The sequence below is a fragment of the Curtobacterium sp. MCBD17_026 genome (assembly GCF_003234895.2).
Lineage (GTDB): Bacteria > Actinomycetota > Actinomycetes > Actinomycetales > Microbacteriaceae > Curtobacterium > Curtobacterium flaccumfaciens.
Window position 1 is genome coordinate 841,162 of record NZ_CP126281.1, and the last position, 21,334, is coordinate 862,495.

General features: G+C 70.3%; 24 protein-coding genes and 2 riboswitches. Of the genes, 13 read left to right on the plus strand and 11 right to left on the minus strand.

All coding sequences use genetic code 11. The features are described from left to right. The first annotated feature begins 57 nt into the window (after positions 1-57). Together ychF and DEI85_RS04040 are read left to right on the plus strand one after the other, a co-directional pair. Positions 58-1,131 carry a redox-regulated ATPase YchF gene (ychF, locus tag DEI85_RS04035; RefSeq protein ID WP_111123390.1) on the plus strand — a complete coding sequence of 358 codons (1,074 nt, stop codon included), beginning with the start codon at positions 58-60 and terminating at the stop codon, positions 1,129-1,131. 37 nt (positions 1,132-1,168) lie between these two features. Continuing rightward, a complete protein-coding gene (locus DEI85_RS04040; RefSeq protein WP_111123389.1) occupies positions 1,169-1,558 on the plus strand; it encodes a DUF2510 domain-containing protein in 390 nt (129 codons plus the stop codon). Between the two features lie 36 nt (positions 1,559-1,594). Here the strand turns inward: DEI85_RS04040 and DEI85_RS04045 are convergent, their stop codons facing one another. Continuing rightward, positions 1,595-1,975 carry a ribonuclease HepT family protein gene (locus DEI85_RS04045; RefSeq protein ID WP_111123388.1) on the minus strand — a complete coding sequence of 127 codons (381 nt, stop codon included), beginning with the start codon at positions 1,973-1,975 and terminating at the stop codon, positions 1,595-1,597. After that, entirely contained in the window at positions 1,975-2,439 is a 465-nt protein-coding gene (locus DEI85_RS04050; protein ID WP_111123387.1) for a helix-turn-helix domain-containing protein, read from the minus strand. The genes DEI85_RS04045 and DEI85_RS04050 overlap by 1 nt, the downstream gene beginning before the upstream one ends. A gap of 100 nt (positions 2,440-2,539) precedes the next feature. Here DEI85_RS04050 and DEI85_RS04055 point away from each other — a divergent pair, with 100 nt between their 5' ends. Further along, positions 2,540-3,004, plus strand: coding sequence for a DUF8821 family protein (locus DEI85_RS04055; protein ID WP_111123386.1), 465 nt, complete (start codon positions 2,540-2,542; stop codon positions 3,002-3,004). 82 nt (positions 3,005-3,086) lie between these two features. On the opposite strand, the gene DEI85_RS04060 is transcribed toward DEI85_RS04055, so the two are convergent. Further along, positions 3,087-3,374: a hypothetical protein gene (locus tag DEI85_RS04060; protein WP_017887091.1), complete on the minus strand. Its 288-nt coding sequence runs from the start codon at positions 3,372-3,374 to the stop codon at positions 3,087-3,089. A gap of 272 nt (positions 3,375-3,646) precedes the next feature. Continuing rightward, positions 3,647-4,258, minus strand: a complete 612-nt coding sequence (locus DEI85_RS04065) for an HD domain-containing protein (protein ID WP_110860605.1) — start codon at positions 4,256-4,258, stop codon at positions 3,647-3,649. Positions 4,259-4,397: 139 nt separating this feature from the next. On the opposite strand from DEI85_RS04065, the gene DEI85_RS04070 reads away from it, so the two are divergent. Both DEI85_RS04070 and DEI85_RS04075 read left to right on the plus strand, forming a co-directional pair. After that, complete coding sequence (locus tag DEI85_RS04070; RefSeq protein WP_111123385.1) at positions 4,398-5,204, plus strand: hypothetical protein; 807 nt, start codon at positions 4,398-4,400, stop codon at positions 5,202-5,204. Then, positions 5,201-7,087, plus strand: coding sequence for an amidase family protein (locus DEI85_RS04075; RefSeq protein WP_258376334.1), 1,887 nt, complete (start codon positions 5,201-5,203; stop codon positions 7,085-7,087). Before DEI85_RS04070 ends, DEI85_RS04075 begins: the two co-directional genes overlap by 4 nt. Positions 7,088-7,170: 83 nt before the next feature. Here the strand turns inward: DEI85_RS04075 and DEI85_RS04080 are convergent, their stop codons facing one another. Further along, positions 7,171-7,947, minus strand: a complete 777-nt coding sequence (locus DEI85_RS04080) for an isocitrate lyase/PEP mutase family protein (RefSeq protein WP_111123384.1) — start codon at positions 7,945-7,947, stop codon at positions 7,171-7,173. A gap of 161 nt (positions 7,948-8,108) precedes the next feature. Here DEI85_RS04080 and DEI85_RS04085 point away from each other — a divergent pair, with 161 nt between their 5' ends. The 4 genes from DEI85_RS04085 (at position 8,109) to DEI85_RS04100 (ending at position 12,837) form a co-directional block, all read left to right on the plus strand. After that, positions 8,109-9,377, plus strand: coding sequence for a hypothetical protein (locus DEI85_RS04085; protein ID WP_258376333.1), 1,269 nt, complete (start codon positions 8,109-8,111; stop codon positions 9,375-9,377). Positions 9,378-9,493: 116 nt separating this feature from the next. Then, the gene (locus DEI85_RS04090) at positions 9,494-10,744 is read left to right on the plus strand and encodes an SNIPE associated domain-containing protein (protein WP_258376332.1); all 1,251 of its coding nucleotides are present in this window, start codon (positions 9,494-9,496) and stop codon (positions 10,742-10,744) included. A gap of 129 nt (positions 10,745-10,873) precedes the next feature. Further along, on the plus strand, positions 10,874-12,061 hold the full coding sequence (locus DEI85_RS04095) for a MalY/PatB family protein (RefSeq protein WP_258376331.1): 1,188 nt from the start codon (positions 10,874-10,876) through the stop codon (positions 12,059-12,061). 395 nt (positions 12,062-12,456) lie between these two features. After that, complete coding sequence (locus tag DEI85_RS04100) at positions 12,457-12,837, plus strand: hypothetical protein (RefSeq protein ID WP_111123381.1); 381 nt, start codon at positions 12,457-12,459, stop codon at positions 12,835-12,837. A 29-nt stretch (positions 12,838-12,866) separates the two neighbouring features. On the opposite strand, the gene DEI85_RS04105 is transcribed toward DEI85_RS04100, so the two are convergent. Further along, positions 12,867-13,052 (minus strand): hypothetical protein, encoded by a 186-nt coding sequence (locus DEI85_RS04105; RefSeq protein WP_017887087.1) that lies wholly within the window; start codon positions 13,050-13,052, stop codon positions 12,867-12,869. Between the two features lie 80 nt (positions 13,053-13,132). Continuing rightward, positions 13,133-13,621 (minus strand): GNAT family N-acetyltransferase, encoded by a 489-nt coding sequence (locus DEI85_RS04110; protein ID WP_110860595.1) that lies wholly within the window; start codon positions 13,619-13,621, stop codon positions 13,133-13,135. A 68-nt stretch (positions 13,622-13,689) separates the two neighbouring features. Between DEI85_RS04110 and DEI85_RS04115 the strand changes: the two genes are divergently transcribed. After that, the gene (locus DEI85_RS04115) at positions 13,690-14,574 is read left to right on the plus strand and encodes a LysR substrate-binding domain-containing protein (RefSeq protein WP_111123380.1); all 885 of its coding nucleotides are present in this window, start codon (positions 13,690-13,692) and stop codon (positions 14,572-14,574) included. A 46-nt stretch (positions 14,575-14,620) separates the two neighbouring features. Here the strand turns inward: DEI85_RS04115 and DEI85_RS04120 are convergent, their stop codons facing one another. The 4 genes from DEI85_RS04120 to DEI85_RS04135 are packed head-to-tail and all read right to left on the minus strand — an operon-like array spanning position 14,621 to position 16,516. After that, entirely contained in the window at positions 14,621-14,875 is a 255-nt protein-coding gene (locus DEI85_RS04120; RefSeq protein WP_017887084.1) for a hypothetical protein, read from the minus strand. Then, positions 14,872-15,354, minus strand: coding sequence for an FBP domain-containing protein (locus DEI85_RS04125; RefSeq protein WP_111123379.1), 483 nt, complete (start codon positions 15,352-15,354; stop codon positions 14,872-14,874). Before DEI85_RS04125 ends, DEI85_RS04120 begins: the two co-directional genes overlap by 4 nt. Before the next feature lie 36 nt (positions 15,355-15,390). Next, positions 15,391-16,128 (minus strand): M56 family metallopeptidase, encoded by a 738-nt coding sequence (locus DEI85_RS04130; RefSeq protein ID WP_111123378.1) that lies wholly within the window; start codon positions 16,126-16,128, stop codon positions 15,391-15,393. 13 nt (positions 16,129-16,141) lie between these two features. Continuing rightward, positions 16,142-16,516: a BlaI/MecI/CopY family transcriptional regulator gene (locus DEI85_RS04135; RefSeq protein WP_111123377.1), complete on the minus strand. Its 375-nt coding sequence runs from the start codon at positions 16,514-16,516 to the stop codon at positions 16,142-16,144. 96 nt (positions 16,517-16,612) lie between these two features. Further along, positions 16,613-16,733, plus strand: a riboswitch (glycine riboswitch). Then, a riboswitch (glycine riboswitch) is annotated at positions 16,734-16,835 on the plus strand. It abuts the riboswitch before it with no gap. A 49-nt stretch (positions 16,836-16,884) separates the two neighbouring features. On the opposite strand from DEI85_RS04135, the gene gcvT reads away from it, so the two are divergent. The 3 genes from gcvT to gcvP are packed head-to-tail and all read left to right on the plus strand — an operon-like array spanning position 16,885 to position 21,330. Continuing rightward, positions 16,885-18,030: a glycine cleavage system aminomethyltransferase GcvT gene (gcvT, locus tag DEI85_RS04140; protein WP_111123376.1), complete on the plus strand. Its 1,146-nt coding sequence runs from the start codon at positions 16,885-16,887 to the stop codon at positions 18,028-18,030. A 4-nt stretch (positions 18,031-18,034) separates the two neighbouring features. Beyond that, a complete protein-coding gene (gene gcvH / locus DEI85_RS04145) occupies positions 18,035-18,412 on the plus strand; it encodes a glycine cleavage system protein GcvH (RefSeq protein ID WP_110860585.1) in 378 nt (125 codons plus the stop codon). Further along, positions 18,409-21,330: an aminomethyl-transferring glycine dehydrogenase gene (gcvP, locus tag DEI85_RS04150; protein WP_111123375.1), complete on the plus strand. Its 2,922-nt coding sequence runs from the start codon at positions 18,409-18,411 to the stop codon at positions 21,328-21,330. The genes gcvH and gcvP overlap by 4 nt, the downstream gene beginning before the upstream one ends. Positions 21,331-21,334: the final 4 nt, after the last annotated feature.

The following is a 21,334-nucleotide window of genomic DNA, read 5'->3' on the forward strand; positions in this document are numbered from 1 at the left end:
GACGGACTGGAGGCCCGGGTCGGCTCCGACAGGCCGCCGCCGGTAGGCTCTTCTTCCGTGGCTCTCACCATCGGAATCGTCGGTCTCCCGAACGTCGGCAAGTCGACCCTGTTCAACGCCCTGACCAAGAACCAGGTCCTCGCCGCGAACTACCCGTTCGCGACGATCGAGCCGAACGTCGGGGTGGTGAACCTGCCCGACTCGCGGCTCGACCAGCTCGCTGAGCTCTTCCACTCGGAGAAGACCGTGCCGGCGCCGGTGTCGTTCGTCGACATCGCGGGCATCGTCAAGGGCGCGAGCGAGGGCGAAGGCCTGGGCAACAAGTTCCTCGCCAACATCCGCGAGGCCGACGCCATCGCGCAGGTCGTCCGCGGCTTCACCGACGACGACGTCGTGCACGTCGCGAACAAGGTCTCCCCGAAGGACGACCTCGAGGTCATCAACACCGAGCTGATCCTCGCCGACATGGAGACCATCGACAAGGCGCTCCCGCGGTACGAGAAGATGCTCAAGCTCAAGCAGGCCGAGCCGATCGTGCTCGAGACCGCTCGCGAGGCCCGTGCCGCGCTCGAGCAGGGCACGCTGCTGTCCGCCACCGAGATCGACCTGTCGCCGATCGCCGAGCTCGGCCTGCTCAGCGCCAAGCCCTTCATCTTCGTGTTCAACGTCGACGAGGCAATCCTGACCGACGAGTCGCGCAAGGCCGAACTGGCCGCGCTCGTCGCCCCGGCGCAGGCCGTGTTCCTCGACGCCCAGGTCGAGTCGGAGCTCATCGACCTCGACCCGGCCGACGCCGCCGAACTGCTCGAGTCGACCGGTCAGACCGAGTCGGGCCTCGACCAGCTCGCCCGAATCGGGTTCGACACCCTCGGGCTGCAGACCTACCTGACGGCCGGTCCGAAGGAAGCCCGTGCGTGGACGATCGGCAAGGGGTGGAAGGCTCCCCAGGCTGCCGGCGTCATCCACACCGACTTCGAGAAGGGCTTCATCAAGGCCGAGGTCATCTCGTTCGACGACCTGATGGAAGCCGGCTCGATCGCCGAGGCCCGCGCCGCCGGCAAGGCCCGCATCGAGGGCAAGGACTACGTCATGCAGGACGGCGACGTGGTGGAGTTCCGCTTCAACAACTGATCTGCCGGCGTGGTTCGTCGTGCGCCAGGATGAGCGCATGACGAATGCACAGGCAGGGTGGTACGACGACGGCTCCGGCACCATGCGGTGGTGGGACGGTTCCGCGTGGACGGAGCAGGTGCAGCAGCAGGCGCCCGTGGCGTCGGGTGTCGGTGGAGTGATCGGCCGGATCCAGGCCGAAGCCGCTTCGGGTGGTCAGCCGCGTCCGGCGCAGAACGGCATGAGCTACGTCGTGCTGCAGGTGGTGCTCAAGGAGAAGTTCTTCGGCACGGGTTCGGGCAACCTCACCGAGCTCGAGAAGGCGATCAACGCGCAGGCTGCGTTCGGGTACCGGCTGCACACGATCACGACGGCTTCCTCGGGGAGCACTGGCTTCGGTGGCGGGGACCGGGTGCAGGCCACGATGGTCTTCGAGCGCCTGAACTGAGGCGAGCGGTCCGAGTCGGCGGGACGCCCGGTGGGGTCAGTCGACGAGCGCCAGGATCACCGCGGGGATGCGGTGCTCGATCGCGTCCCAGACGATCTCCTTCCGTGCCTTCCGGCAGTCGTGGGACAGGATGTTGCGGGTCTTCCGGACCGCCGCGAGTGACAGGTCGGACGGAAGTCGTGCCTCCCGGTCCTGGGGGATGCGACCGAGCAGGTCGTCGAAGCGGATGATGACCGCTTCGGCTGCTCGGTAAGTGAGGCTGCGGGCCGCGTCGAACTCGCTCCGCCCGTGCTCGACGATCATGGAGCACTCGGCGAGCAGGTCGAGGAAGCTGGCCTGCAGCGACGGCCACCGCTCCTCGAAGGCAGCAGGGTCACGGTCGTTGCGGGGCCGAGGCGTGAACCGGGGAGCCGGCATCACAGCGGCACGGCTTCGTCGAGGACGTGGGCGAAGTGCTCGTCGTCCTCGAGGTCGTCGGTGAGGACGTCGACCTCGAAACCGGTGATGCGCTCGACCTCGTGCGCGAATCCACCGAGATCGAACAGCGATGCCGCGGGGGTCAGGTGGACCAGCAGGTCGATGTCACTGCGTTCGGTGTCCTGCCCGCGGACCGCGGAGCCGAAGACGCGGACGTCGTCGAGGTGGAAGCGCTTCGCCTCGTCGAGGATCACGTCGGCGTAGATGGCGAGCGGGATGCTCGGGCGGGTGTGGGCCGCTTCGAGGATCCGCCGGAGCGACTCCGGGCGCGGCCGCTTCCGTCCGCTCTCGTACGCCGAGATGGTGGGCTGCTGCATGCCGGCGGCGGCAGCGAGACCGGTCTGCGAGAGACCGAGGTCCTCGCGGGCAGCGCGGATCAGCTCCGCAGCACGTTCGACCCGCATGGCGACCCCCCTATAGCTCTCGACTATAGAGGACGCGCCCTTGCTGCTGAAGTGGCATGGGGGACTAGATTCGGCTCGTCCAGTGCCCGAGGAGGCCCCCATGCCGTACGTCGTCGATTTCGTGAACGTGTCCACGGTGGGGCTCGAGACATCGCCGGTGGTGGATGCGCTCGCCGGCCTCCGTGCGAACGAGGCCCGTTACTTCAAGAACAAGTACGACCACGACCTCACCACACGTCCTGCCGCCGAGGCTCCCGAGCTGGTCGAGTACGTCGCCCGCGTACTCGTGGAGGAGCGGGGGCTCGTGATCGCGTCCCCGCCACTCGAGGCCACCGAAGCAGTGGTCGACGGCGTCCGCTGGACCTACGTCTTCCACGAGTCCGGCCTGGCGATCAACGTGCTCTACACACTCGAACCGGGCGGCAAGCGAGCGGTCGGGTTCAAGCTCTCCGACGGCATGGACGTGCCGGAGGAGCTCGCCGACAAGTTCAGGTTCGCCCGGCAGCGGTCGAAGCTCGCGGGCACGATCCGCGGCTCGTTCTTCGTGATCAAGGGCGAGTACTGACGCGTCGCACCCGGGCTGCCCCGGGAACGACGAAGCGCCGCCGAGCGGACTCGGCGGCGCTTCGTGGTGGTGCTGGTGGGACCTAGGCCGCGAGGGCCATCTCGCCCGCCTGCACGGACTGTGCCTGCAGCAGGGTGCGGCTGGCCTCGCCCGCCCAGGAGCGGCCCGGGACGGTCCAACCGGCCTCGCCCACGGCGTCGAGCCGGGTGCCCCGGGTGACGAAGGTCCCCAGGTCGTCGGCCGCGATGCGGACGAGGTACTCGCGCTGCGAACGGTCGTCGCGCACCGGGAACTCGGCGATGCGGTCGGGGGTGATCGTCGGGGCCGCGAGTGCGGTCCCGAACACGGTGATTCGTTCGTTGCTGGTCATGGTGCTGTACTTCCTGGTCATTCGGCGCCAGGGCGACTCGGTGTCGGCGGACGTCTCAGTCCAGCGCGACGCATCGAGTGCGGGGCGCGCACGTCGAGTTTCAACGTGCAGCTCGTCCGTTCGGATCGAGCGGTGTCTCGAGTGGAATGCGACTCGGGTGAGTCGGTGTCGAGAGATTGGTGTGCGCGAGTCAGATGGGTTCGCTGCAGTGCACCAACCAGAGACTATACGCCCACCCCGCCGAGAAGTCCAGCAAGCGACCGGAACGAGCGTCAGGACGCCAGGAAAGCTGCCCAGCGGTCCCCGCCTGCGGCGACGTTCCCGGAGCCGTCGAGGCGGGCCGCGGCCGAGGAAGGCTTGCGCGAGGCCTGTTCGTGGATCAGCCCGTCGAACGACGCCGAGAAGTCCAAGCGGGGCAGCGCGGCCGTGACGTCCCGCAGGTCGTCCGACGACCACTTGTCGAAGCCGACACCGGAGACGTCGAGCGAGGTCGCCACCTCGAGCAGGTGCCCTTCGGCGTCGACCTCGGGGTCGACGGATCGCCACATGTGCCGCTCGATGATCTCCCCGACACGGCGGGCTCGCACGGCGTCCCACCCGGCACCGAGCGCGAAGACCGAACCCACGGCGCCGCCGGCGTCCTCGAAGGGCACCCGGTGGGCGTCGAACGACGGGGTGACGCCGAGGTCGTGCAGCATCGTCGCGACGAAGAGCAGCTCGGGGTCCGGTTCGAGGTCGACCGTCGGGGCGAGCAGGACGGCCCAGGCCCACGAGCGCAGGCAGTGGTGCACGAGGGCGGGTTCAGACCATGCCCGCACGACGTCCAGTGCGCGCGCAGCGACGGGGGAGGGCGGGGTGAGCAGGGCTTCGACGTCGAGCGACATGGCACGACAGTAGCGGCAGGAACGAGCCGTAACGGGGCGGAAACGTGCCGGGCCAGAACCGGAAACAGCGCCACGTTAGCTTTCGGTTCACTGAGTACCCGCTCAGCACCCCTCCACCCCACCCGAAGGAACTGCGCCCATGCAGCACGGACCACGGCTGCGCCCCCGCGCGACGATCGTCTCCTCGACGCTCGTCGCCGCCGGGGCGTTCGGCCTCGCCGTCCTGACGGCCGCTCCGGCCCAGGCAGCACCCACCGCGACCACCGCCACCATCGACGCCCCGGCCACCGTGACCGTCGGCACGGTGTTCGACGTCGACCTGACGATCCCGGACACCGCCGACGTCTACGCGTACGAGATCACCCTCGAGGCCGACTCCGTGCAGTACCGGGACGACAGCGTCACCGGCCCGGACGGCGGCTTCGACAGCGTCGAGCAGGACGGCGGCGCCCTGACGATCGTGCACACCCGCCTCGGCACCTCGCCGGCACTCGAAGGCGACCTGGCCACCTCGATCTCGCTGACCCCGACGGCCGTCGGCAGCGTCGACCTCGACGTCACGAGCATCACCCTCGTCGGCTCCGACGGCACGTCGACGACCCTTGTCGACCCGGCGAGCACCACCGTCGTGGTCGCGGCGGCCGCAACGGCCACTCCGACGCCCGCCCCGAGCGCCACGCCGACCCCGGGAGCGACCACGCAGCCCGGCACCGGCACGGGCGGCGGCCCCGGCGACCCGACTGCACCGGGCGCCGACCCGACCGACGGCGCCACCGCCGTGGCAGGAGCCGGCGGGGACCGTCCGACCGGAGGCGACCTCGCCTGGACCGGCGCCGACGTCGCGCCGTGGATCGCCGCGTCCATCGCCCTGCTCGCAGCCGGCGGCACCCTGATCACCCTGCGGGCCCGTCGTGCCCGCCGCGACCGCACCGGAGCCTCCGCATGACCGCCACGAAGCAGGCCGCCACGAAGCAGGCCTCCCGCATGCAGGCCCCCAGTAAGAAGCGCACCGCCGTCGCCGGCGCATCGCTCATCGCCCTCGTCGGCACCGTCCTCGCCGCGACCCCCGCGATCACGGCCACTGCAGCACCCGCGGCCGTCGACGCCAGCCCCGCCGCCATGCTCGCGCCGTACTACACGGACCTCGACCTGACCGGCGACGACCAGGTCACCCGGGCCGACCTCGCCGTGCTCACCGACCACCTCGGTGCGACGACCGCGAGCACCGACTGGGCGACGGTCAGCGCCGCGGACACCGACGCCGACGGCACCATCACCGTCGCCGACCTGGCCGGGTTGTCCCAGCGGATGATCTACGACGACGGCCCGTTCGAGCTCGTCGAGGCGTCGACCATCGACATGCAGGCCGCGATGAACGCCGGCGTCACCACGTCGGTGGCGATCACGCAGGACTACCTCGAGCGCATCGCCGCGTACGACCGCACGAAGGTCGACACCGCGTCGACCGGGCGTGCGCTCAACTCGATCGTCACCACGAACGCCGACGCCCTGGCCGCCGCGAAGACCGCGGACGCCGAGCGCGCCGAGCGCGGGATGACGAGCATGCTGCTCGGCGTGCCGATCGCGGTGAAGGACAACTACGACACGAAGGACATGCCGACCACCGGTGGCTGCGGCTGCTGGGACGACAACCAGACCGACACCGACGCCGCCATGGTCTCCGGCCTGCGCGACGCCGGCGCCGTGATCCTGGCGAAGGCGAGCCTCGACGAGTTCGCCTTCGGCTTCGTCTCCGAGTTCTCGTCGAACCAGCCCGCCGGCTCGTCGCTCCTGGTCGCCAGCCCGTACAACACGGCGCAGACGGCCGGTGGCTCGAGTGGCGGCACCGGGGCGGCGATCTCCGCGAACCTCGCCGGGATCGGCTTCGGCACGGACACGGGCGGCTCGATCCGCGTGCCGTCGACGTACAACCAGCTCGTCGGCATCCGGCCCACGGTCGGCCTGACCAGCCGCGACGGGATCATCCCGCTCGCCCTGTCCCAGGACACCGGTGGCCCCATCACCCGCTCGGTGACGGACGCGGCGGTCGCGCTCGACGCCGTGACCGGCGTGGACGCGGCGGACCCGGCGACGAGTGCGCAGGCCGGCAAGGTGCCGACGTCGTACACATCGTCGCTCGACGCCGACTCCCTTCAGGGCGCCCGCATCGGCTACGTGACGAGCATGGTCGGCACGAACACCACGACGAAGCGCCTGTTCGACGCCTCCGTCGCGAAGCTCCAGGCCGCCGGTGCCACCGTCGTCCCGATCACCGCGACGACGGCCTTCAACCGGGTCCTGTCCGAGGGCAGCGGCAGCACGAACGAGTTCAAGCACGACCTGGACGAGTACGTCGCGAAGCACCTCGACCCCGACGTCGCCGCACGCTCGCTGCAGGGCATCCTGGCCTCGGGCGAGTACGTGCCGAGCCGCAAGAGCACCTACCAGTCGCGTGACCTGATCACCGACGCGCAGTACCAGGCGTGGGCCGGCCCGACGGGGTCGCACACGACGCAGCTCGCCACCGGCAAGCAGCTCGTGACGCAGATGCTCGACGACCAGGACCTCGACGCACTCGTCTACCCGTCGGGAACGCCGTACAGCACGCAGTCGACGAACATGCGCCTCAGCCCGAACACCGGCATGCCGGCGATCACCGTCCCGATGGGTCAGGCGACCGCTGCCGACAACACGATCACCGGTGCCGGCGTGAACCTGGAGTTCCTCGGCCGCTCGTTCGACGAGAGCACGGTCATCGGCCTCGGCTACGCCTTCGAGCAGGAGACGCACGCGCGCACCGCGCCCGCGCTGTACCCGGCGCTCGGTTGAGCTGAGCGGGTCGCGATCGCGACCACGTGACGCGCGGGAGGCCCGGTGCCAGCTGGCACCGGGCCTCCCGTCCGTCCGCTCCGTCAGTTCAGGACCGGGATGTCCTCCGGCACGACGCCGTCGGCGTACAGGTCGGTCGCCAGGTCACGGAGCGCGCGCAGCGCGACCCGCTGCGTGAGCGGGCCGTACGAGATGCGGGCGACGCCGAGTGCCTCGTACTCCGCGGCGGCCAGTGCGCCGGGCAGGCCGATGACCGAGAGCTTGCCGCGGCCCAGACCGGCGACGAGTCGCTCGACCACGGAACGCTCGATCGCCCCGGGCACGAAGACCAGGGCGGCGCCGTTGTCCAGGAACGCCTTGCCGCGGGCGATCGCGTCCTCGATGCTCTCGTCGATCGGGCGCTCGCCGCCGCGCACGATCGCGTCGGTGCGGGCGTTCAGCTGGAAGTCGACGCCCTCGGCCTGTGCCGCAGCGGTGATCGCGGCGACGCGGGCGACCGCCTCGTCGAAGGGCCGCAGCCGGTCCTCGACGTTGGCGCCCACGATGCCCGAGCCGATGGCGCGGCGGATCGTCTCGGCGGGATCCTCGTAGCCGTCGTCCAGGTCCGCGGTGACCGGCAGGTCCGTGGCGGCCGCGACGATCGCCGCCCCGGACAGGGCGAGGTCGAGGGGCATGCCGCCGTCCTCGTACCCGTACGACGCGGCGATCGAGTGCCCGGCGGTGGCGATCGCCTTCGTGCCGGGCAGGTCGCTGACGACCTTGGCGGTGATCGCGTCCCACACGTTCACGACGCGCAGGATCTCGGGGGCTTCGTGCAGCTGCTTGAGGGTGACGGCCTTGTCTGCGGTGCTCGTGCTCATGCTGCCGACAGTAGGCCGACGGGGCGGGCAGTGCCGAGCGGTCAGCGAAGCTGGACCGATCAGCCGGACAACGCGGAGGCCGAAAGGAGCTCGCGTCATGCCGTAGATGAAGTTTCAGTCATGGATAGGCTTCCGTTGTCAGCAACTTGGGAGGTCCACCAGTGGCACGGAAGCGCGGATTCTTCGCGGAGATCCAACACCAACAGCGGGTCGCGGAAGCAAACGCTGCTCGAGCGCAGCGCCAGCAAGCGGCGGTAGTGCGCCAGCAAGCGGCGGCCGTCGCTGCGGTGGAGCGCGCTCGTGCGCAGGCGGAGCGTGCGAATGCTGCTGCCGCTCGCGCCACTGACGCGGAAAGAAAGCGCCTCGAACGCGAGGCGCAGGCTGCCTACGGTGAGGCGCGCAAGGCAGAGGCCGATGAGCTGAACGCAGAGGTCCAAGCGATCAACGAAGCCATTGCGAACCTTCTCGCTGCAACGCTCGACGTTGACGACCACGTCGATCTCGAAGAGCTCAAGCGCACGGCAAACCACCCGCCGTTCCCGCACCCAGATCTCGAGATTCCGCGCCCCCGTCCGCTTCCCCTTGTTCTGCCGCCGCAGCCGGTGTGGCAGGAACCGCCGGCCCCGAAGGGGATGTTCGGAAAGAAGAAGAAGCACGATCAGCTGAAGCAAGAGTGGTGGGCCGGTTTCCAGGCCGCGTCTGCTGAGTGGGAGGCACTCCGTGCCTCCTTGCCTGAACGGCAGGCTCAAGCGGACCGGCAGCACAACGAGATCGAAGAGCGTCGGGTGGAACTCCTCGGCGCTGAGCGAGAGCGCTACAACGCTGAATGCCGACTTCGCGAGGCTGAGGTTGCGGAGCACAACGGTGAGATCGACGCGCTGATCGCCGGACTCGGCTACGGCGTGACGGAGGCTGTCGAAGAGTACGTCGACATCGTGCTGGCCAACTCCGTGTACCCGGACGCCTTCGAGGTGACGCACCAGGCTGAGTTCGATGGAAGTACGTCCGAGGCGCTCATCCGGGCGGTGACTCCGGCGCCGGACGCGGTCCCGGCCGTCAAGAGTTATCGCTGGGTGAAGGCCAACGACGAGATCGTCGGCAGCCCCGCAACGAAGAAAGACATCAACGAGCGGTACGGCGACGCGTTGGCGCAGGTCGCACTGCGGACGCTGCACGAGGTGTTCGAAGCAGATCGCCGCGGCATCATTCAGACGGTGGCACTGCAGGTCGGACCGGCGACGAAAGACCCCGCGACCGGCCTGGATCGCTTCTTCCCGCTCGTCGCCGTGAGCGCCTCACGGGACCAATTCACGGCGTTCGACCTCACGGGGGTTGTGCCGTCGGCGACACTGGAACTCCTCGGAGCAGCTACCTCGAAGAATCCTGCTGGACTCGTCGTCGTTGACCCCGGCGGGGTGCGCCGCTCGTGAACGTTGGACGTCGGTTCAACCCGCCTCCGGGCTGGCCTGCGGTGCCGGTGGGATGGACGCCGCCCCCGTCTTGGACCCCTCCCGCCGACTGGCCCACCCCTCCTGAGGGGTGGGAATTGTGGCTCGCAGAAGGTGATCCGGCTCCGTCGCCAGATGCTCATACACCGTCCGGTCAACCCTCGCTTCCGAGTCCTGCAGAACCTGCGAGCACGGCTGTTGTCCGCGAGCGCCGCTCGGCACGCCTGAAAGCCGACGGGGACTCCCGCGACGAGAAGATCGATTCGCTCGAAGCCACGATTCGGGACCTCCGTGCTGCCCTCAACTCGGGCGCCGACGAGCAAGTTGTGCCGCTTGATGATGAGCGGGTCCTCCAAGAGGTCGGTATCTACCGTTACCACCATCCCCTCGAAGATGCGGCCGCCTACAAAGAACGGTTGAAGGACATCGAGGCACGAATCGCCGGTCTCGTCCGCTCCGGTCGGGCGATCGAACGCTCGAACATGTTCACTTTCGACAACTCCCTCGCGAAGGGACGGAAGATGACCGATGATCTGTCAAAGCTGATGCTCCGCGCGTACAACGCCGAAGCTGACAACTCAATCCGATCACTTCGTGCGGGAAATGCGGAGACAGCGAAGCGCCGACTCGAGAAGTCACGCGATGCCATTGCGAAGCTCGGTTCGATGATGGAGATGCGGATCGCTCCCGGGTTCCACTCACTTCGCGAAGAAGAAATCGAACTCACGGCTGACTGGCTGATGAAGAAGCAGGAAGAGCGTGAACGGGAGCGCGACGAGCGAGCGCAGCTCCGTGAGGAGCGGCGCGTTCAGCAGGAGCTCGACGCCGAGCGTGAGCGACTCGACAAAGAACGCGCGCTCATTCAACAGACTCTCGCGCAGCTACACCGCAGTGGGCAGAGTGACGCGGACCTCGAACATCGACTGCTCGCCATCGATGACGCCATCGCTCAAAACGACTTCCGTGCTGCCAACATCCGTGCGGGTTACGTCTACGTGATCTCGAACAGGGGCGCATTCGGTCCGGACGTCGTCAAGATCGGTTTGACTCGACGACTTGAGCCTCTGGATCGTGTGAGCGAACTGAGCGGAGCCTCAGTGCCGTTCCGATTCGACGTGCACACGATCTACTTCTCCGAGGACGCCGTCACCCTGGAGACACAGCTCCACCGGCACTTCGCGGCCCGGGCGCTGAATCAGGCCAATTCCCGCAAGGAGTTCTTTTTCGCTACTCCAGCAGAGGTGCGCGAGGTCCTCTTGCAGAAGGTCGGGGCGCTCTTGGAATTCCGGGAGGATGCCGATGCCACGGAGTACTTGCAGTCAGTAGGCGCTTGGCCGTCTCGCCCCTGAACCCAGCCGGCTCGCGTTAGGCGCTGGGGCCCGAGACGGGGCGGCCCCCGGCCGCGAGCCCACCCCAAGACGACGTGGGATGACGTCGGGAGTCGCGCCGGGCCTCCGGGCAGGGGCATGCTGGGACGCATGGCGAGCGACGAGCAGGACCCGGTCGGCACGCTCCGTGGGGTCCGGACGAGCATCAAGTGGACGCGGTACGCGCCCGACGTGCTGCCCCTGTTCGTCGCCGAGATGGACCACGACGTCGCGCCGGCGATCCGGCAGGCCCTGATCGAGCGGGTCTCGCAGTCCGACCTCGGGTACCTCGACGGCCCCGGGCCGCTCGCTCCCGCCTTCGCGCAGTTCGCGCTGGACCGCTGGGGCTGGGAGATCGACCCGTCGCGGATCCACCTGGCCACCGACGTCAGCGTCGGGATCGTCGAGTCGCTCCGGCTGGCGCTGCCCGACGGCGGCCGCGTCGCGATCACGCCGCCGGTGTACCCGCCGTTCTTCGAGCTCGTCGAAGAAGCTCGATGTCAGGTCGCGGAAGTCCCACTGCTCGAGCAGTGGGGGCAGTACCGGCTCGACCTCGAGGGCCTCGAGCGCGCGTTCGCCGGTGGGGTCGGCGTCTTCCTGCTCTGCAACCCGCACAACCCCGTCGGACTCGTGCACGACCGGGCCGACCTCGTCGCGATCGCCGAACTGGCCGCGAAGTACGACGTCCTCGTCATCAGCGACGAGATCCACGCGCCCCTGACCCACCCCGGCGTGCAGTTCACCCCGTTCGCCGCCGTCGCCGAGCCGCTCGGTGCCCGCAGCGTGTGCGTGACCTCGGCGAGCAAGGGGTGGAACCTCGCCGGTGTGAAGTGCTCGGTCATCGTCGCCGGCGATCCTCGCACCGCCGCGCTCCTCGACACCCTGTGGGAGGAGGTCGCCTGCCGCACGAGCATCCTCGGGCTGCACGCGAACCTGGCGGCGTTCACCCTGGCGACGGACTGGCTCGACGACGTCGTGGCGCGCATCGTGGCGAACGACCGACTGCTCGCCAAGCTCCTCGCCGAGCACCTGCCCGGGGTCGTCTACACGCGGCCGCGCGCCGGGTACCTGGCGTGGCTCGACTTCCGCGGCATCGGTCTCGGTGACGACCCCGCGGTGCCGCTGCGTGAGAACGCGTACGTCGCGCTGAACTCCGGGCTCGGGTTCGGGTCCGAGGGGCGCGGGTTCGTCCGGCTCAACCTGGCGTGCTCGCCGGAGACCCTGCGCGAGGCCGTGTTCCGGATCGCCGCGGCGTACCCGTCGAGCGCGCAGGAGGGGCTGGTCTGGCACGTCGCCTGACCGGTGCTTGCCGGCGATGCGGCTGGAAGGCTCGTCCTCCACAACTCGCCCTGGCTGAAATCTGTTCACAGATCGCGTTGGGTCTCCTGGATCGTGCTCCGCGGAGCGCCACGGTCGGTGCATGCAGAGATCCCATCCCACAGTGTCCAATCGAGATAGGCAAGATTGCCTAGTCACGGTTGGCCAGCTACGGTGAAGCGCACGGAGTTGCTCCGCCGGCTCGCTCGGAAGGCTGACGAGAACGACGTCGAGTTCGTGTTCCACCGCCACGGCGGGAGCCACGACCTGTTCCGCTTCGGTCGGAACACGGTCGTCGTTCCGAGACACCGAGAGGTGGAGGAGCTGACGGCGCGCGGCATCCTCCGTGACTGCGACCGACAAGGAGATGGGCGACGATGAGCCGACACACGGTGCGCGCGGAGCGTGGCAGGAAGTACTGGGTGATCTGGATCGACGGCGTCATCCGGACGCAGGCGAAGCGCGAACGAGAGATCGAGCTGATGGCCCGCGACTGGCTCTCGGTGATGAACGACGACCGCGATCCGGAGTCCTTCGAACTCGTCGTCGAGGTGACGATGCCCGAAGCGGCGCAGGCGCACCTGGACCGTGCGGTAGCGCTCCGCGAGGAGTCCGAGCGCGCACGCGTCGAGGCAGCGAAGGAGACGGCCGCCGCGGCGCTGGTCTTGCACGAGTGCGGGCTCACGGTGCGCGAGATCGGACCGCTGCTCCACGTCTCGCACCAGCGAGCGCAGCAGTTGGTCGCCGCCGCTCGCTGACGGCCCGAGCGATCGGGCTCCCGCTGCGGTCAGGCCACGTACTGGTTGCGGCCGACGACGCGGATGCGCAGGTCGTCGTCGCGGTCCATCGCGAGCAGCTCGCGGGCCACGAACCCGACGGACGGCCACCGGGACACCTCGGTCACCATGAAGCCGTCGATGAAGACCTGCCACGCGCCGGCCTCGCGGACCGCCTGCACCTCGTACGTCGCCATGCCGCGAGCGTACCGGGACCGGGCCGCCGTCAGTGCAGGCCGACCATCAGCGCAGGCCGAACGTCAGTGCAGGCCGAACGTCAGTGCAGGTCGAGGGTCATGTGCACGTCGGCCCGCACGTACGGGCTCGGGGCGATCTCGTCCTCGCGCAGGTGCCGGAAGCCGAACGCCTCGTACAGGTGCACGGCGCTGGTGAGCTGTGCGTTGCTCTCCAGGTCGATGCGGCGTGCGCCGAGTTCGCGTGCCCGGTCGAGTGCCGCGGTGATGAGCTTCCGCCCGGTGCCGTGCCCCTGGTGGTCTGGGGAGACGGCCATCTTCACGAGCTCGAACACGCCGGGGGTGGTGGGCACGACCCCGATGCACCCGATGACCTGGTCGTCGAGCCGGGCGACCAGGACGGCCCCGCCCCGCTCCACGACCCGGCCGACGGGATCGGAGAGGAACACGCGGTCCTCGTCCTCGAGGGTGAAGTACCGGGTGATCCAGGCCTCGTTGAGCGTGCGGAACGCTTCGGCGTCCGCGGGAGTGGCGAGGTCGGCGATGGTGACGGTGGAGGTCGCTTCGGGCATGCAACCATCCTCGATCGACGATGCAGTCACGTCCAATACTCGTTCGCGCTGATTGATACGCTGGGTGCATGGATCGAGAACCGGACGTCGACCTCCGGCAGCTGCGGGCGTTCCTGGCCGTCGCCGACGAGCTGCACTTCGGCCGAGCTGCCGAGCAGCTGCGGATCGCCCAGCCCGCACTGTCCCAGCAGATCCGGCGGACCGAACGCGCGCTCGAGGTCGACCTGTTCATCCGGACCAGCCGCAGCGTGGCCCTGACCGCCGCCGGCCGGGTGCTGCAGGGGCGTGCGCGGTCGTTGCTCGGGCAGGTGCGACGGGACCTCGACGAGACGGTGCGGGTCGGTCGGGGCGAGGTCGGTCGGCTCGACGTCGGGTTCGTCGTCTCCGCGCTGCCCCTCGGTCCGATCGAACGCGTGCAGGCGTTCCGGGAACGCTACCCGCTGGTCCGGGTGGAACTGACCGAGGGGTACTCGTCGACCCTGCTCGCCCGGATCGTCCGCGGCGAGCTCGACCTCGCCGTCGTCCGCGATGCCGACCCTGACCCCGCCGTGCGACTGCTGCCGTTCCGGTCCGAGGCCTTCGTCGCCGCTGTCCCGCGCGGCCACCGGTTGGCGGATCGGGATCGCATCCGCGGCACCGAGCTGGTCGACGAGCCGTTCGTGTTCTTCCCGGCGGTCGCGGGGGCCCTGGCGACCGAGCGCAACCTGGCACCGGTCACCGCCGGCGGCCGCCGGCCCGTCGTCGTGCAGGAGGCCACGACCTGGGCGACCGTGCTGCACCTGGTCGGGGTGGGCCTCGGTGTCACGGTGGTGCCGGAGAGTGCCGCGCTCGCCGCACCCGACACGGTGGCGCTCCTGCCGCTCGAGGGCAGCGACCACCGCAGCGAGCTCGCCTGGGCGATGCGCGCCGACGACGACCGCGAGATCCTGCGCAACTTCGTCGCCGCGGACTGACCGAGCGGACCGGGCGCGCGAGCGGACGCCGGTCGCGCATCCTCGCTCAGCCGAGCGACAGGACGGGCGCCCGGTGGTCACCGAGCTCGTCGATGCGCCACGGCCGAGCCCCGCGCAGCGTCAGGCCGAGCTGGACGAGCACGAACCCGACGTGCGGCTCGACGTCGGGGTCCCACGGCCCCTCGACGCCCAGGCCGAACGCGCCGAGTTCGTCGTCGGCCTCGTCCCGCAGCGTCAGCCGCCACCGGCCGTCGCCGAGCTCCTCGACCACGGCCCAGCGGGCGGTGCCGAACCGGCTCACGCCGTCTTGGTGATGTCCGCGGTGAAGTTCTGCACGCGCTGCAGCAGGGAGGCGCCACGCATCGCGATCGTCGCCGGCGGGTTCAGGTGCGGGGGCGCGGTGCGGATCAGCATCGGGCACCCGAGGTCTTCGCAGATGTACGTGCCGATCGTGTTGCCGTTGCGCCCGGACTCACCGGCACATGCGGCGGAGAACAGCCGGACCTGGGTCGCGGGCTGCGGCGAGTGGCAGAACGAGCACATCGCGGCGATGCCGGGGCGCAGCGAGCCACCGGCGGACCGGACGACGATGCCCACGGGGCGCTCGTCGATCCAGGACACGATGTAGCCGCGGCGGGCGGCCTGTGGATCGCGCCAGCCCAGGAACTCGCGTTCGTCCCAGAGTGTCTCGTGCAGGCCGGGGATGGGCAGCTGTGCGAGCTCGTCGGGGGTGGCGTTCACGAACGACGATCGGATGTCGGCTTCGGTCAGTGGCTTCACGGTGCTGACACCCTATTCCTCGCCTCCGACAGGGCGCTACGACAGCCTGGAGGCGCGGATCACCCCGAGCGCGCTGCTCCCGTCCGCCACCAGCACCGCCCGGCGCAGGGCGTCGCGTCCGACGCGACGGGCCGCCGCGTCGTCCGCGGCGAACTCCACGAGCACACGCGTCGACCGCGCCATGGCGCGCGCACCGGGCACCCACGGCACCGCACGTTCGATCGATTCCGCGACCGCGACCGCAGCCGCGTGGTGCTGGGTCAGGTGAGCGCGTTCGTGGGCGACCACGGCCTCCAGTTCGTCGGTGCGCAACCGGTCTGCCAAGCCGGTGCTGACGAGGACGCCACCGCTCCGACCCGGCACGGCGCACGCCAGTGCGTGGTCGGCCTCGACGACGGCGACGGGGGTGCCGTCGATCTCGCGGTGCGGGGCCACGCCGGAACGCATCGCCTGCCGGACGGCCTCGTGTTCCGGGCCGGGGCGCACCCGGACCGCGACGACGAACGCGACGACCGCGAGCATCGCGACGCCGACGTTGAAGCCGTGCGTGGGGGAGCCGTCCCCGCCGAACAGCTCCGTGACCGGACGGTCCGCGAGCACCACGAGGGTGATGCCGGCCACGAAGCCGACGACGCCGAGCAGGACAGCGACCGACCAGCAGACCAGCGCGGTGCGGGGCAGGTCGATCGTCCAGGCGGAACGGGTCAGGACCCGGGGCGCGAACACCACCACCGCGAGTGCGAGGACGATGAGCGTGATGCCGGCGACGACCACGGTGCGCAGCCGGTCAGGAGCGGGCGCGGGCGTCGAGGGCGCGGCGCAGGGCCTCGAGGTCGTCCGAGGCGAGCGAGCCGGTGAACTGCAGCAGCGCGGCCTCGCGGTCGGACGACGCGGCCAGCGCGCTCGACATCAGGGACGCGGTCTGCTCGTCGCGACTGTGCACCGCGCGGAACGTCAGGGGAGCGTCGTCGTGCTGTTCCCGTTCCACCTGGCCCTTCCGGCCGAGCCGGTCGAGCACGGTGAGGACGGTCGTCAGCGCGGGGCGGGGCTCCGCGAACGCGTCGAGCACCTGGCGTGCGGTGAGCCCGGAGTCGGCGGAGCGGAGTGCGTCGAGCACCGCCTGCTCCAGCTGCCCGCGGGGGCGCGATCGTTGTCCGGCCATCCCCGAATTCTACGAGATGTCGAAGGCCGGGCCACGACACACGCTCGTAACGCGGTCTCGGTATGCTCTGGGCGGACAACTGAACACACCGGCCGCTCATCCGTCGCGGGAGACGCCGTGCACGTACCTCCGGGTACGTCGTGCCCCCGGGCGCACGCACGGCACCGAAGGAGCAATCCCCCCGTCAATCTCTCAGGTCCCACACCGCAGCGGACAGGCCACTCTGAAAAGCAGACGCTCGGTCGTCTCGCCCACGGTGAAAGCCGCCGGACCTCACGGGCCGCGGTGAAACTCTCAGGCCCATGACAGAGGGGGAGTTCCACCCGGCGATCGTCGCCGGGTCCTGCCGATGCCAGGAGAACTCCGCCATGAGTCCGTCCCCACTGCCCACGCCGGGTCCGCGTTCGTCGCCGCTCGAAGCCGTGCACGAAGCCGCCGGAGCGACCTTCACCGACTTCGCCGGGTACCGCATGCCCGTGCGCTACTCGTCGGACCTCGCCGAGCACCACGCCGTGCGCCAGGCCGCCGGGGTCTTCGACCTGTCGCACATGGCCGAGATCGGGGTGACCGGCACCGAGGCCGTCGCCTTCCTCGACCACGCGCTCGCCGGGTCCTTCGGCACGATGCCGATCGGCCGCGCCAAGTACTCGCTGCTGCTCGCCGAGGACGGCGGGATCCTCGACGACCTCGTCGTGTACCGGACCGACGACGACGTCTTCCTCGTCGTCGCGAACGCCTCCAACCGCGATGTCGCCGTCAGTGCGCTCACCGCGCGGGCCGACGGGTTCGACATCGAGGTCTCCGACGACTCCGACACCACGGCCCTCGTCGCCGTGCAGGGACCGGCGGCGGCCGGCACGCTCGACGCCCTCGTGGTCGCCGACCGCCTGCAGCCCGAGACCCCGCTCGACGAACTCGGCTACTACCGGGTGCTGCACGCGCTGTTCGACGGTGCCGACGTGCTCGTCGCGCGCACCGGGTACACCGGCGAGGACGGCTTCGAGGTCTACACCGACCCGGACACCGCCCCGGTGCTCTGGGACGCCCTGCTCGAGGCCGGTGCCGACCGCGGGGTCGTCCCCGCAGGGCTCGCCGCACGCGACACCCTGCGGCTCGAGGCCGGCATGCCCCTGTACGGGCACGAGCTCGGCACCGACGTCCGTCCGGCCCAGGCAGGCCTCGGCCGTGTCGTCGCGAAGGACGGCGACTTCGTCGGTGCGGCCGGCGTCACCCCGTCCGCGGACGCTCGCGTGCTCGTCGGCCTGGTGACCGAGGGCCGCCGTGCTCCCCGAGCCGGCTACGACGTCGTGCTCGACGGCACGGTCGTCGGCACCGTGACCTCGGGCGCGCTCTCACCGACGCTCGGACACCCGGTCGCGATGGCCTTCGTCGACCCGGCCGCGCTCGCCGCCGTGTCCGACGGGGCACAGGTCCTCCACATCGATGTCCGCGGGACTGCCGTCCCCAGCACGGTCTCCGCGTTCCCCTTCTACCGCCGCGCCTCGAAAGGCTGACCCCATGACCGACCAGACCGCACTCCAGTACACGGCCGACCACGAGTGGCTGCTCGTCGAGGGCGACACCGTCACCGTCGGCATCACCGACCACGCCGCCGAGCAGCTCGGCGACGTCGTCTACGTCGAGCTCCCCGCCGTCGGCACCGCCACCACCGCCGGTGAGCAGATCGGCGAGATCGAGTCGACCAAGAGCGTCGGCGAGCTCTTCGCCCCGATCGAGGGCGAGGTCGTCGAGGTCAACGACGCCGTCGTCGACACCCCCGACACCGTCAACCAGGACCCGTTCGGTGCCGGCTGGCTCGTGAAGATCAAGGTCGACGGCACCTCGTTCCCCGAGGACCTGATGGACCACGACGCGTACCGGGCCTCCATCGCATGACCGCGTTCGAGAACCTCCAGACGTCCTTCGCCGACCGCCACATCGGCACCACCCCGGCCGACCAGCAGGCCATGCTCGACGTCGTCGGGCAGCCGTCGCTCGACGCGCTGGTCCGTGCGGCGATCCCGGAATCCATCCACGTCGGCCCCGTCGCCGACTCGGTGATCCCGGCCGCCGTCGGCGAGACCGAGGCGCTCGCCGAGCTCCGCGCGAAGGCCGGCCGCAACACCGTCCACCGCGCCATGATCGGCCTCGGCTACCACGGCACCCACACGCCCGCGGTGATCCAGCGGAACGTGCTCGAGAACCCGAGCTGGTACACGGCGTACACGCCCTACCAGCCGGAGATCTCGCAGGGCCGCCTCGAAGCACTCATCAACTTCCAGACGATGGTGTCCGACCTGACCGGCATGGCCACCGCCGGCGCCTCCATGCTCGACGAGGGCACCGCGGTGGTCGAGGGCATGCTCCTCGCCCGCCGCGCGTCCAAGGTCAAGGGCGACGCGTTCCTCGTCGATGCCGACCTGCTGCCGCAGACCCGTGCGCTGCTCGACCACCGTGCCGACGCCGTGGGCATCACGCTGCGCGCGTTCGACGCCGCCGACGGCCCGAGCGACGACCAGCTCGACGGCGCGTTCGGCGTCGTCCTGCAGTACCCGGGTGCCTCGGGCCGGATCGTCGACCCGTCGTCCGTCATCGAGCGGGTCCACGCCGGTGGCGGCATCGCCGTCGTCGCAGCCGACCTGCTCGCGATGACCCTGCTCGCCAGCCCCGGCGACCTGGGTGCCGACGTGGCCGTCGGGACGAGCCAGCGCTTCGGCGTCCCGCTCGGCTTCGGTGGCCCGCACGCCGGCTACCTCGCGGTGCGCGCCGGCCTCGAGCGCCAGCTCCCCGGTCGCCTGGTCGGGGTGTCCTTCGACGCCGACGGAGCGATGGCCTACCGCCTCAGCCTGCAGACCCGCGAGCAGCACATCCGCCGCGAGAAGGCGACGAGCAACATCTGCACCGCGCAGGTCCTGCTCGCCGTGATGGCCTCGATGTACGCCGTCTACCACGGGCCCGAGGGCCTGCGGTTCATCGCCGGCCGGGTCGCGCGGACCACCGGAGCGCTCGCCGCCGTGGCGCGTGACGCCGGGGTCGAGGTCGTGCACGACGCCTTCTTCGACACGCTCACCCTGCGGGCCGTCGGTCGCGCCGAGCCGATCGTCGCGGCAGCGCAGGACGCCGGCTACCTGCTGCACGTCGTGGACGCCGACACGTTCCAGCTGTCCGTCGACGAGACGACCACGCCCGACGACGTCGTGGCGCTGGCGGGCGTGCTCGGGGCGGTGGACGTGACCGTCCCCGCGACCGAGACCGCCGTGCGCGACGCGGCCACGGGCCTCCCGGCCGCCCTGCAGCGCGAGAGCGACTACCTGACGCACCCCGTCTTCAGCGCACACCGCAGCGAGACCCGCATGATGCGGTACCTCAAGCACCTGTCCGACAAGGACTACGCGCTCGACCGCGGCATGATCCCGCTCGGCAGCTGCACGATGAAGCTCAACGCGGCGACCGAGATGGCGGCGGTGACCTGGCCGGAGTTCGCGAACATCCACCCGTTCGCACCGCGCGAGGACGTCGAGGGGTACCTCGACATGATCGGCGACCTCGAGTCGTGGCTTGCCGAGGTCACCGGGTACGACACCGTGTCCCTGCAGCCGAACGCCGGCAGCCAGGGCGAACTCGCCGGCCTGCTGGCCATCCGCGGGTACCACCAGGCCAACGGCGACAGCGAGCGCACGGTCTGCCTGATCCCGTCGAGCGCCCACGGCACGAACGCGGCGTCCGCGGTGCTCGCCGGCATGAAGGTCGTCGTCGTGGCCTGCGACGAGAACGGCAACGTCGACCTCGAGGACCTCCGCGCCCGCGTCGCCACCCACGCCGACACCCTCGCGGCCCTGATGATCACGTACCCGTCCACCCACGGCGTCTACGAGCACGACATCCGCGAGATCTGCGACGCCGTGCACGACGCCGGCGGCCAGGTCTACGTCGACGGCGCGAACCTCAACGCGCTGCTCGGCCACGCCCGCTTCGGTGACTTCGGCGGCGACGTGTCGCACCTCAACCTGCACAAGACCTTCTGCATCCCGCACGGGGGTGGCGGTCCCGGCGTGGGACCCGTCGCTGCGAAGGCGCACCTGGCACCGTTCCTGCCCGGCCACCCGTTCGCGCAGCAGGCCGACCGGCGCTCCGGCGCGATCACCGCCGAGGCGGACGGCCGCCTTGCGCACGCCGGCGGCCCGGTCAGTGCGGCACCGTACGGCAGCCCGAGCATCCTGCCCATCACGTGGACGTACGTCCGGATGATGGGGCTCGAGGGCCTCACGCGTGCGACCGAGGCCGCGGTCCTCGGGGCGAACTACATCGCGGCTCGTCTGCGCGACGCGTTCCCGGTGCTGTACACGGGCGACGACGGACTGGTCGCGCACGAGTGCATCCTCGATCTCCGTCCGCTGCGTGACACCACCGGCATCACGGTCGACGACGTCGCGAAGCGCCTGGTCGACTACGGGTTCCACGCGCCGACGATGTCCTTCCCGGTGGCGGGCACGCTCATGGTCGAGCCGACCGAGAGCGAGGACCTCGCCGAGCTCGACCGCTTCGTCGACGCCATGCTCGCGATCCGGGCCGAGGCCGCAGCGGTGGAGCGCGGGGAGTGGCCGGCGGACGACAACCCGCTCGTGCACGCGCCGCACACCGCCTCGTCGGTGATCTCGGGGGAGTGGGCGCACGCCTACACCCGGGAGCAGGCCGTCTACCCGCTGCCGGGCATCAGCGGCCGGAAGTACTGGCCGCCGGTGCGTCGCATCGACCAGGCGTACGGGGACCGCAACCTGGTGTGCGCCTGCCCGCCGATCGAGGCGTTCGCCTGATCCG

Bases quoted from the DNA above. Each gene is read 5' to 3' on its own strand.
- DEI85_RS04110 (WP_110860595.1), bottom strand. From the start codon at position 13,621: ATGCCCGAAGCGACCTCCACCGTCACCATCGCCGACCTCGCCACTCCC.
- DEI85_RS04095 (WP_258376331.1), top strand. From the start codon at position 10,874: ATGGCGAGCGACGAGCAGGACCCGGTCGGCACGCTCCGTGGGGTCCGG.
- DEI85_RS04115 (WP_111123380.1), top strand. From the start codon at position 13,690: ATGGATCGAGAACCGGACGTCGACCTCCGGCAGCTGCGGGCGTTCCTG.
- DEI85_RS04070 (WP_111123385.1), top strand. From the start codon at position 4,398: ATGCAGCACGGACCACGGCTGCGCCCCCGCGCGACGATCGTCTCCTCG.
- DEI85_RS04135 (WP_111123377.1), bottom strand. From the start codon at position 16,516: ATGGCCGGACAACGATCGCGCCCCCGCGGGCAGCTGGAGCAGGCGGTG.
- DEI85_RS04060 (WP_017887091.1), bottom strand. From the start codon at position 3,374: ATGACCAGCAACGAACGAATCACCGTGTTCGGGACCGCACTCGCGGCC.
- DEI85_RS04105 (WP_017887087.1), bottom strand. From the start codon at position 13,052: ATGGCGACGTACGAGGTGCAGGCGGTCCGCGAGGCCGGCGCGTGGCAG.
- DEI85_RS04055 (WP_111123386.1), top strand. From the start codon at position 2,540: ATGCCGTACGTCGTCGATTTCGTGAACGTGTCCACGGTGGGGCTCGAG.
- DEI85_RS04045 (WP_111123388.1), bottom strand. From the start codon at position 1,975: ATGCCGGCTCCCCGGTTCACGCCTCGGCCCCGCAACGACCGTGACCCT.
- DEI85_RS04065 (WP_110860605.1), bottom strand. From the start codon at position 4,258: ATGTCGCTCGACGTCGAAGCCCTGCTCACCCCGCCCTCCCCCGTCGCT.
- gcvT (WP_111123376.1), top strand. From the start codon at position 16,885: ATGAGTCCGTCCCCACTGCCCACGCCGGGTCCGCGTTCGTCGCCGCTC.
- DEI85_RS04050 (WP_111123387.1), bottom strand. From the start codon at position 2,439: ATGCGGGTCGAACGTGCTGCGGAGCTGATCCGCGCTGCCCGCGAGGAC.
- DEI85_RS04100 (WP_111123381.1), top strand. From the start codon at position 12,457: ATGAGCCGACACACGGTGCGCGCGGAGCGTGGCAGGAAGTACTGGGTG.
- DEI85_RS04040 (WP_111123389.1), top strand. From the start codon at position 1,169: ATGACGAATGCACAGGCAGGGTGGTACGACGACGGCTCCGGCACCATG.
- gcvP (WP_111123375.1), top strand. From the start codon at position 18,409: ATGACCGCGTTCGAGAACCTCCAGACGTCCTTCGCCGACCGCCACATC.
- DEI85_RS04075 (WP_258376334.1), top strand. From the start codon at position 5,201: ATGACCGCCACGAAGCAGGCCGCCACGAAGCAGGCCTCCCGCATGCAG.
- gcvH (WP_110860585.1), top strand. From the start codon at position 18,035: ATGACCGACCAGACCGCACTCCAGTACACGGCCGACCACGAGTGGCTG.
- DEI85_RS04080 (WP_111123384.1), bottom strand. From the start codon at position 7,947: ATGAGCACGAGCACCGCAGACAAGGCCGTCACCCTCAAGCAGCTGCAC.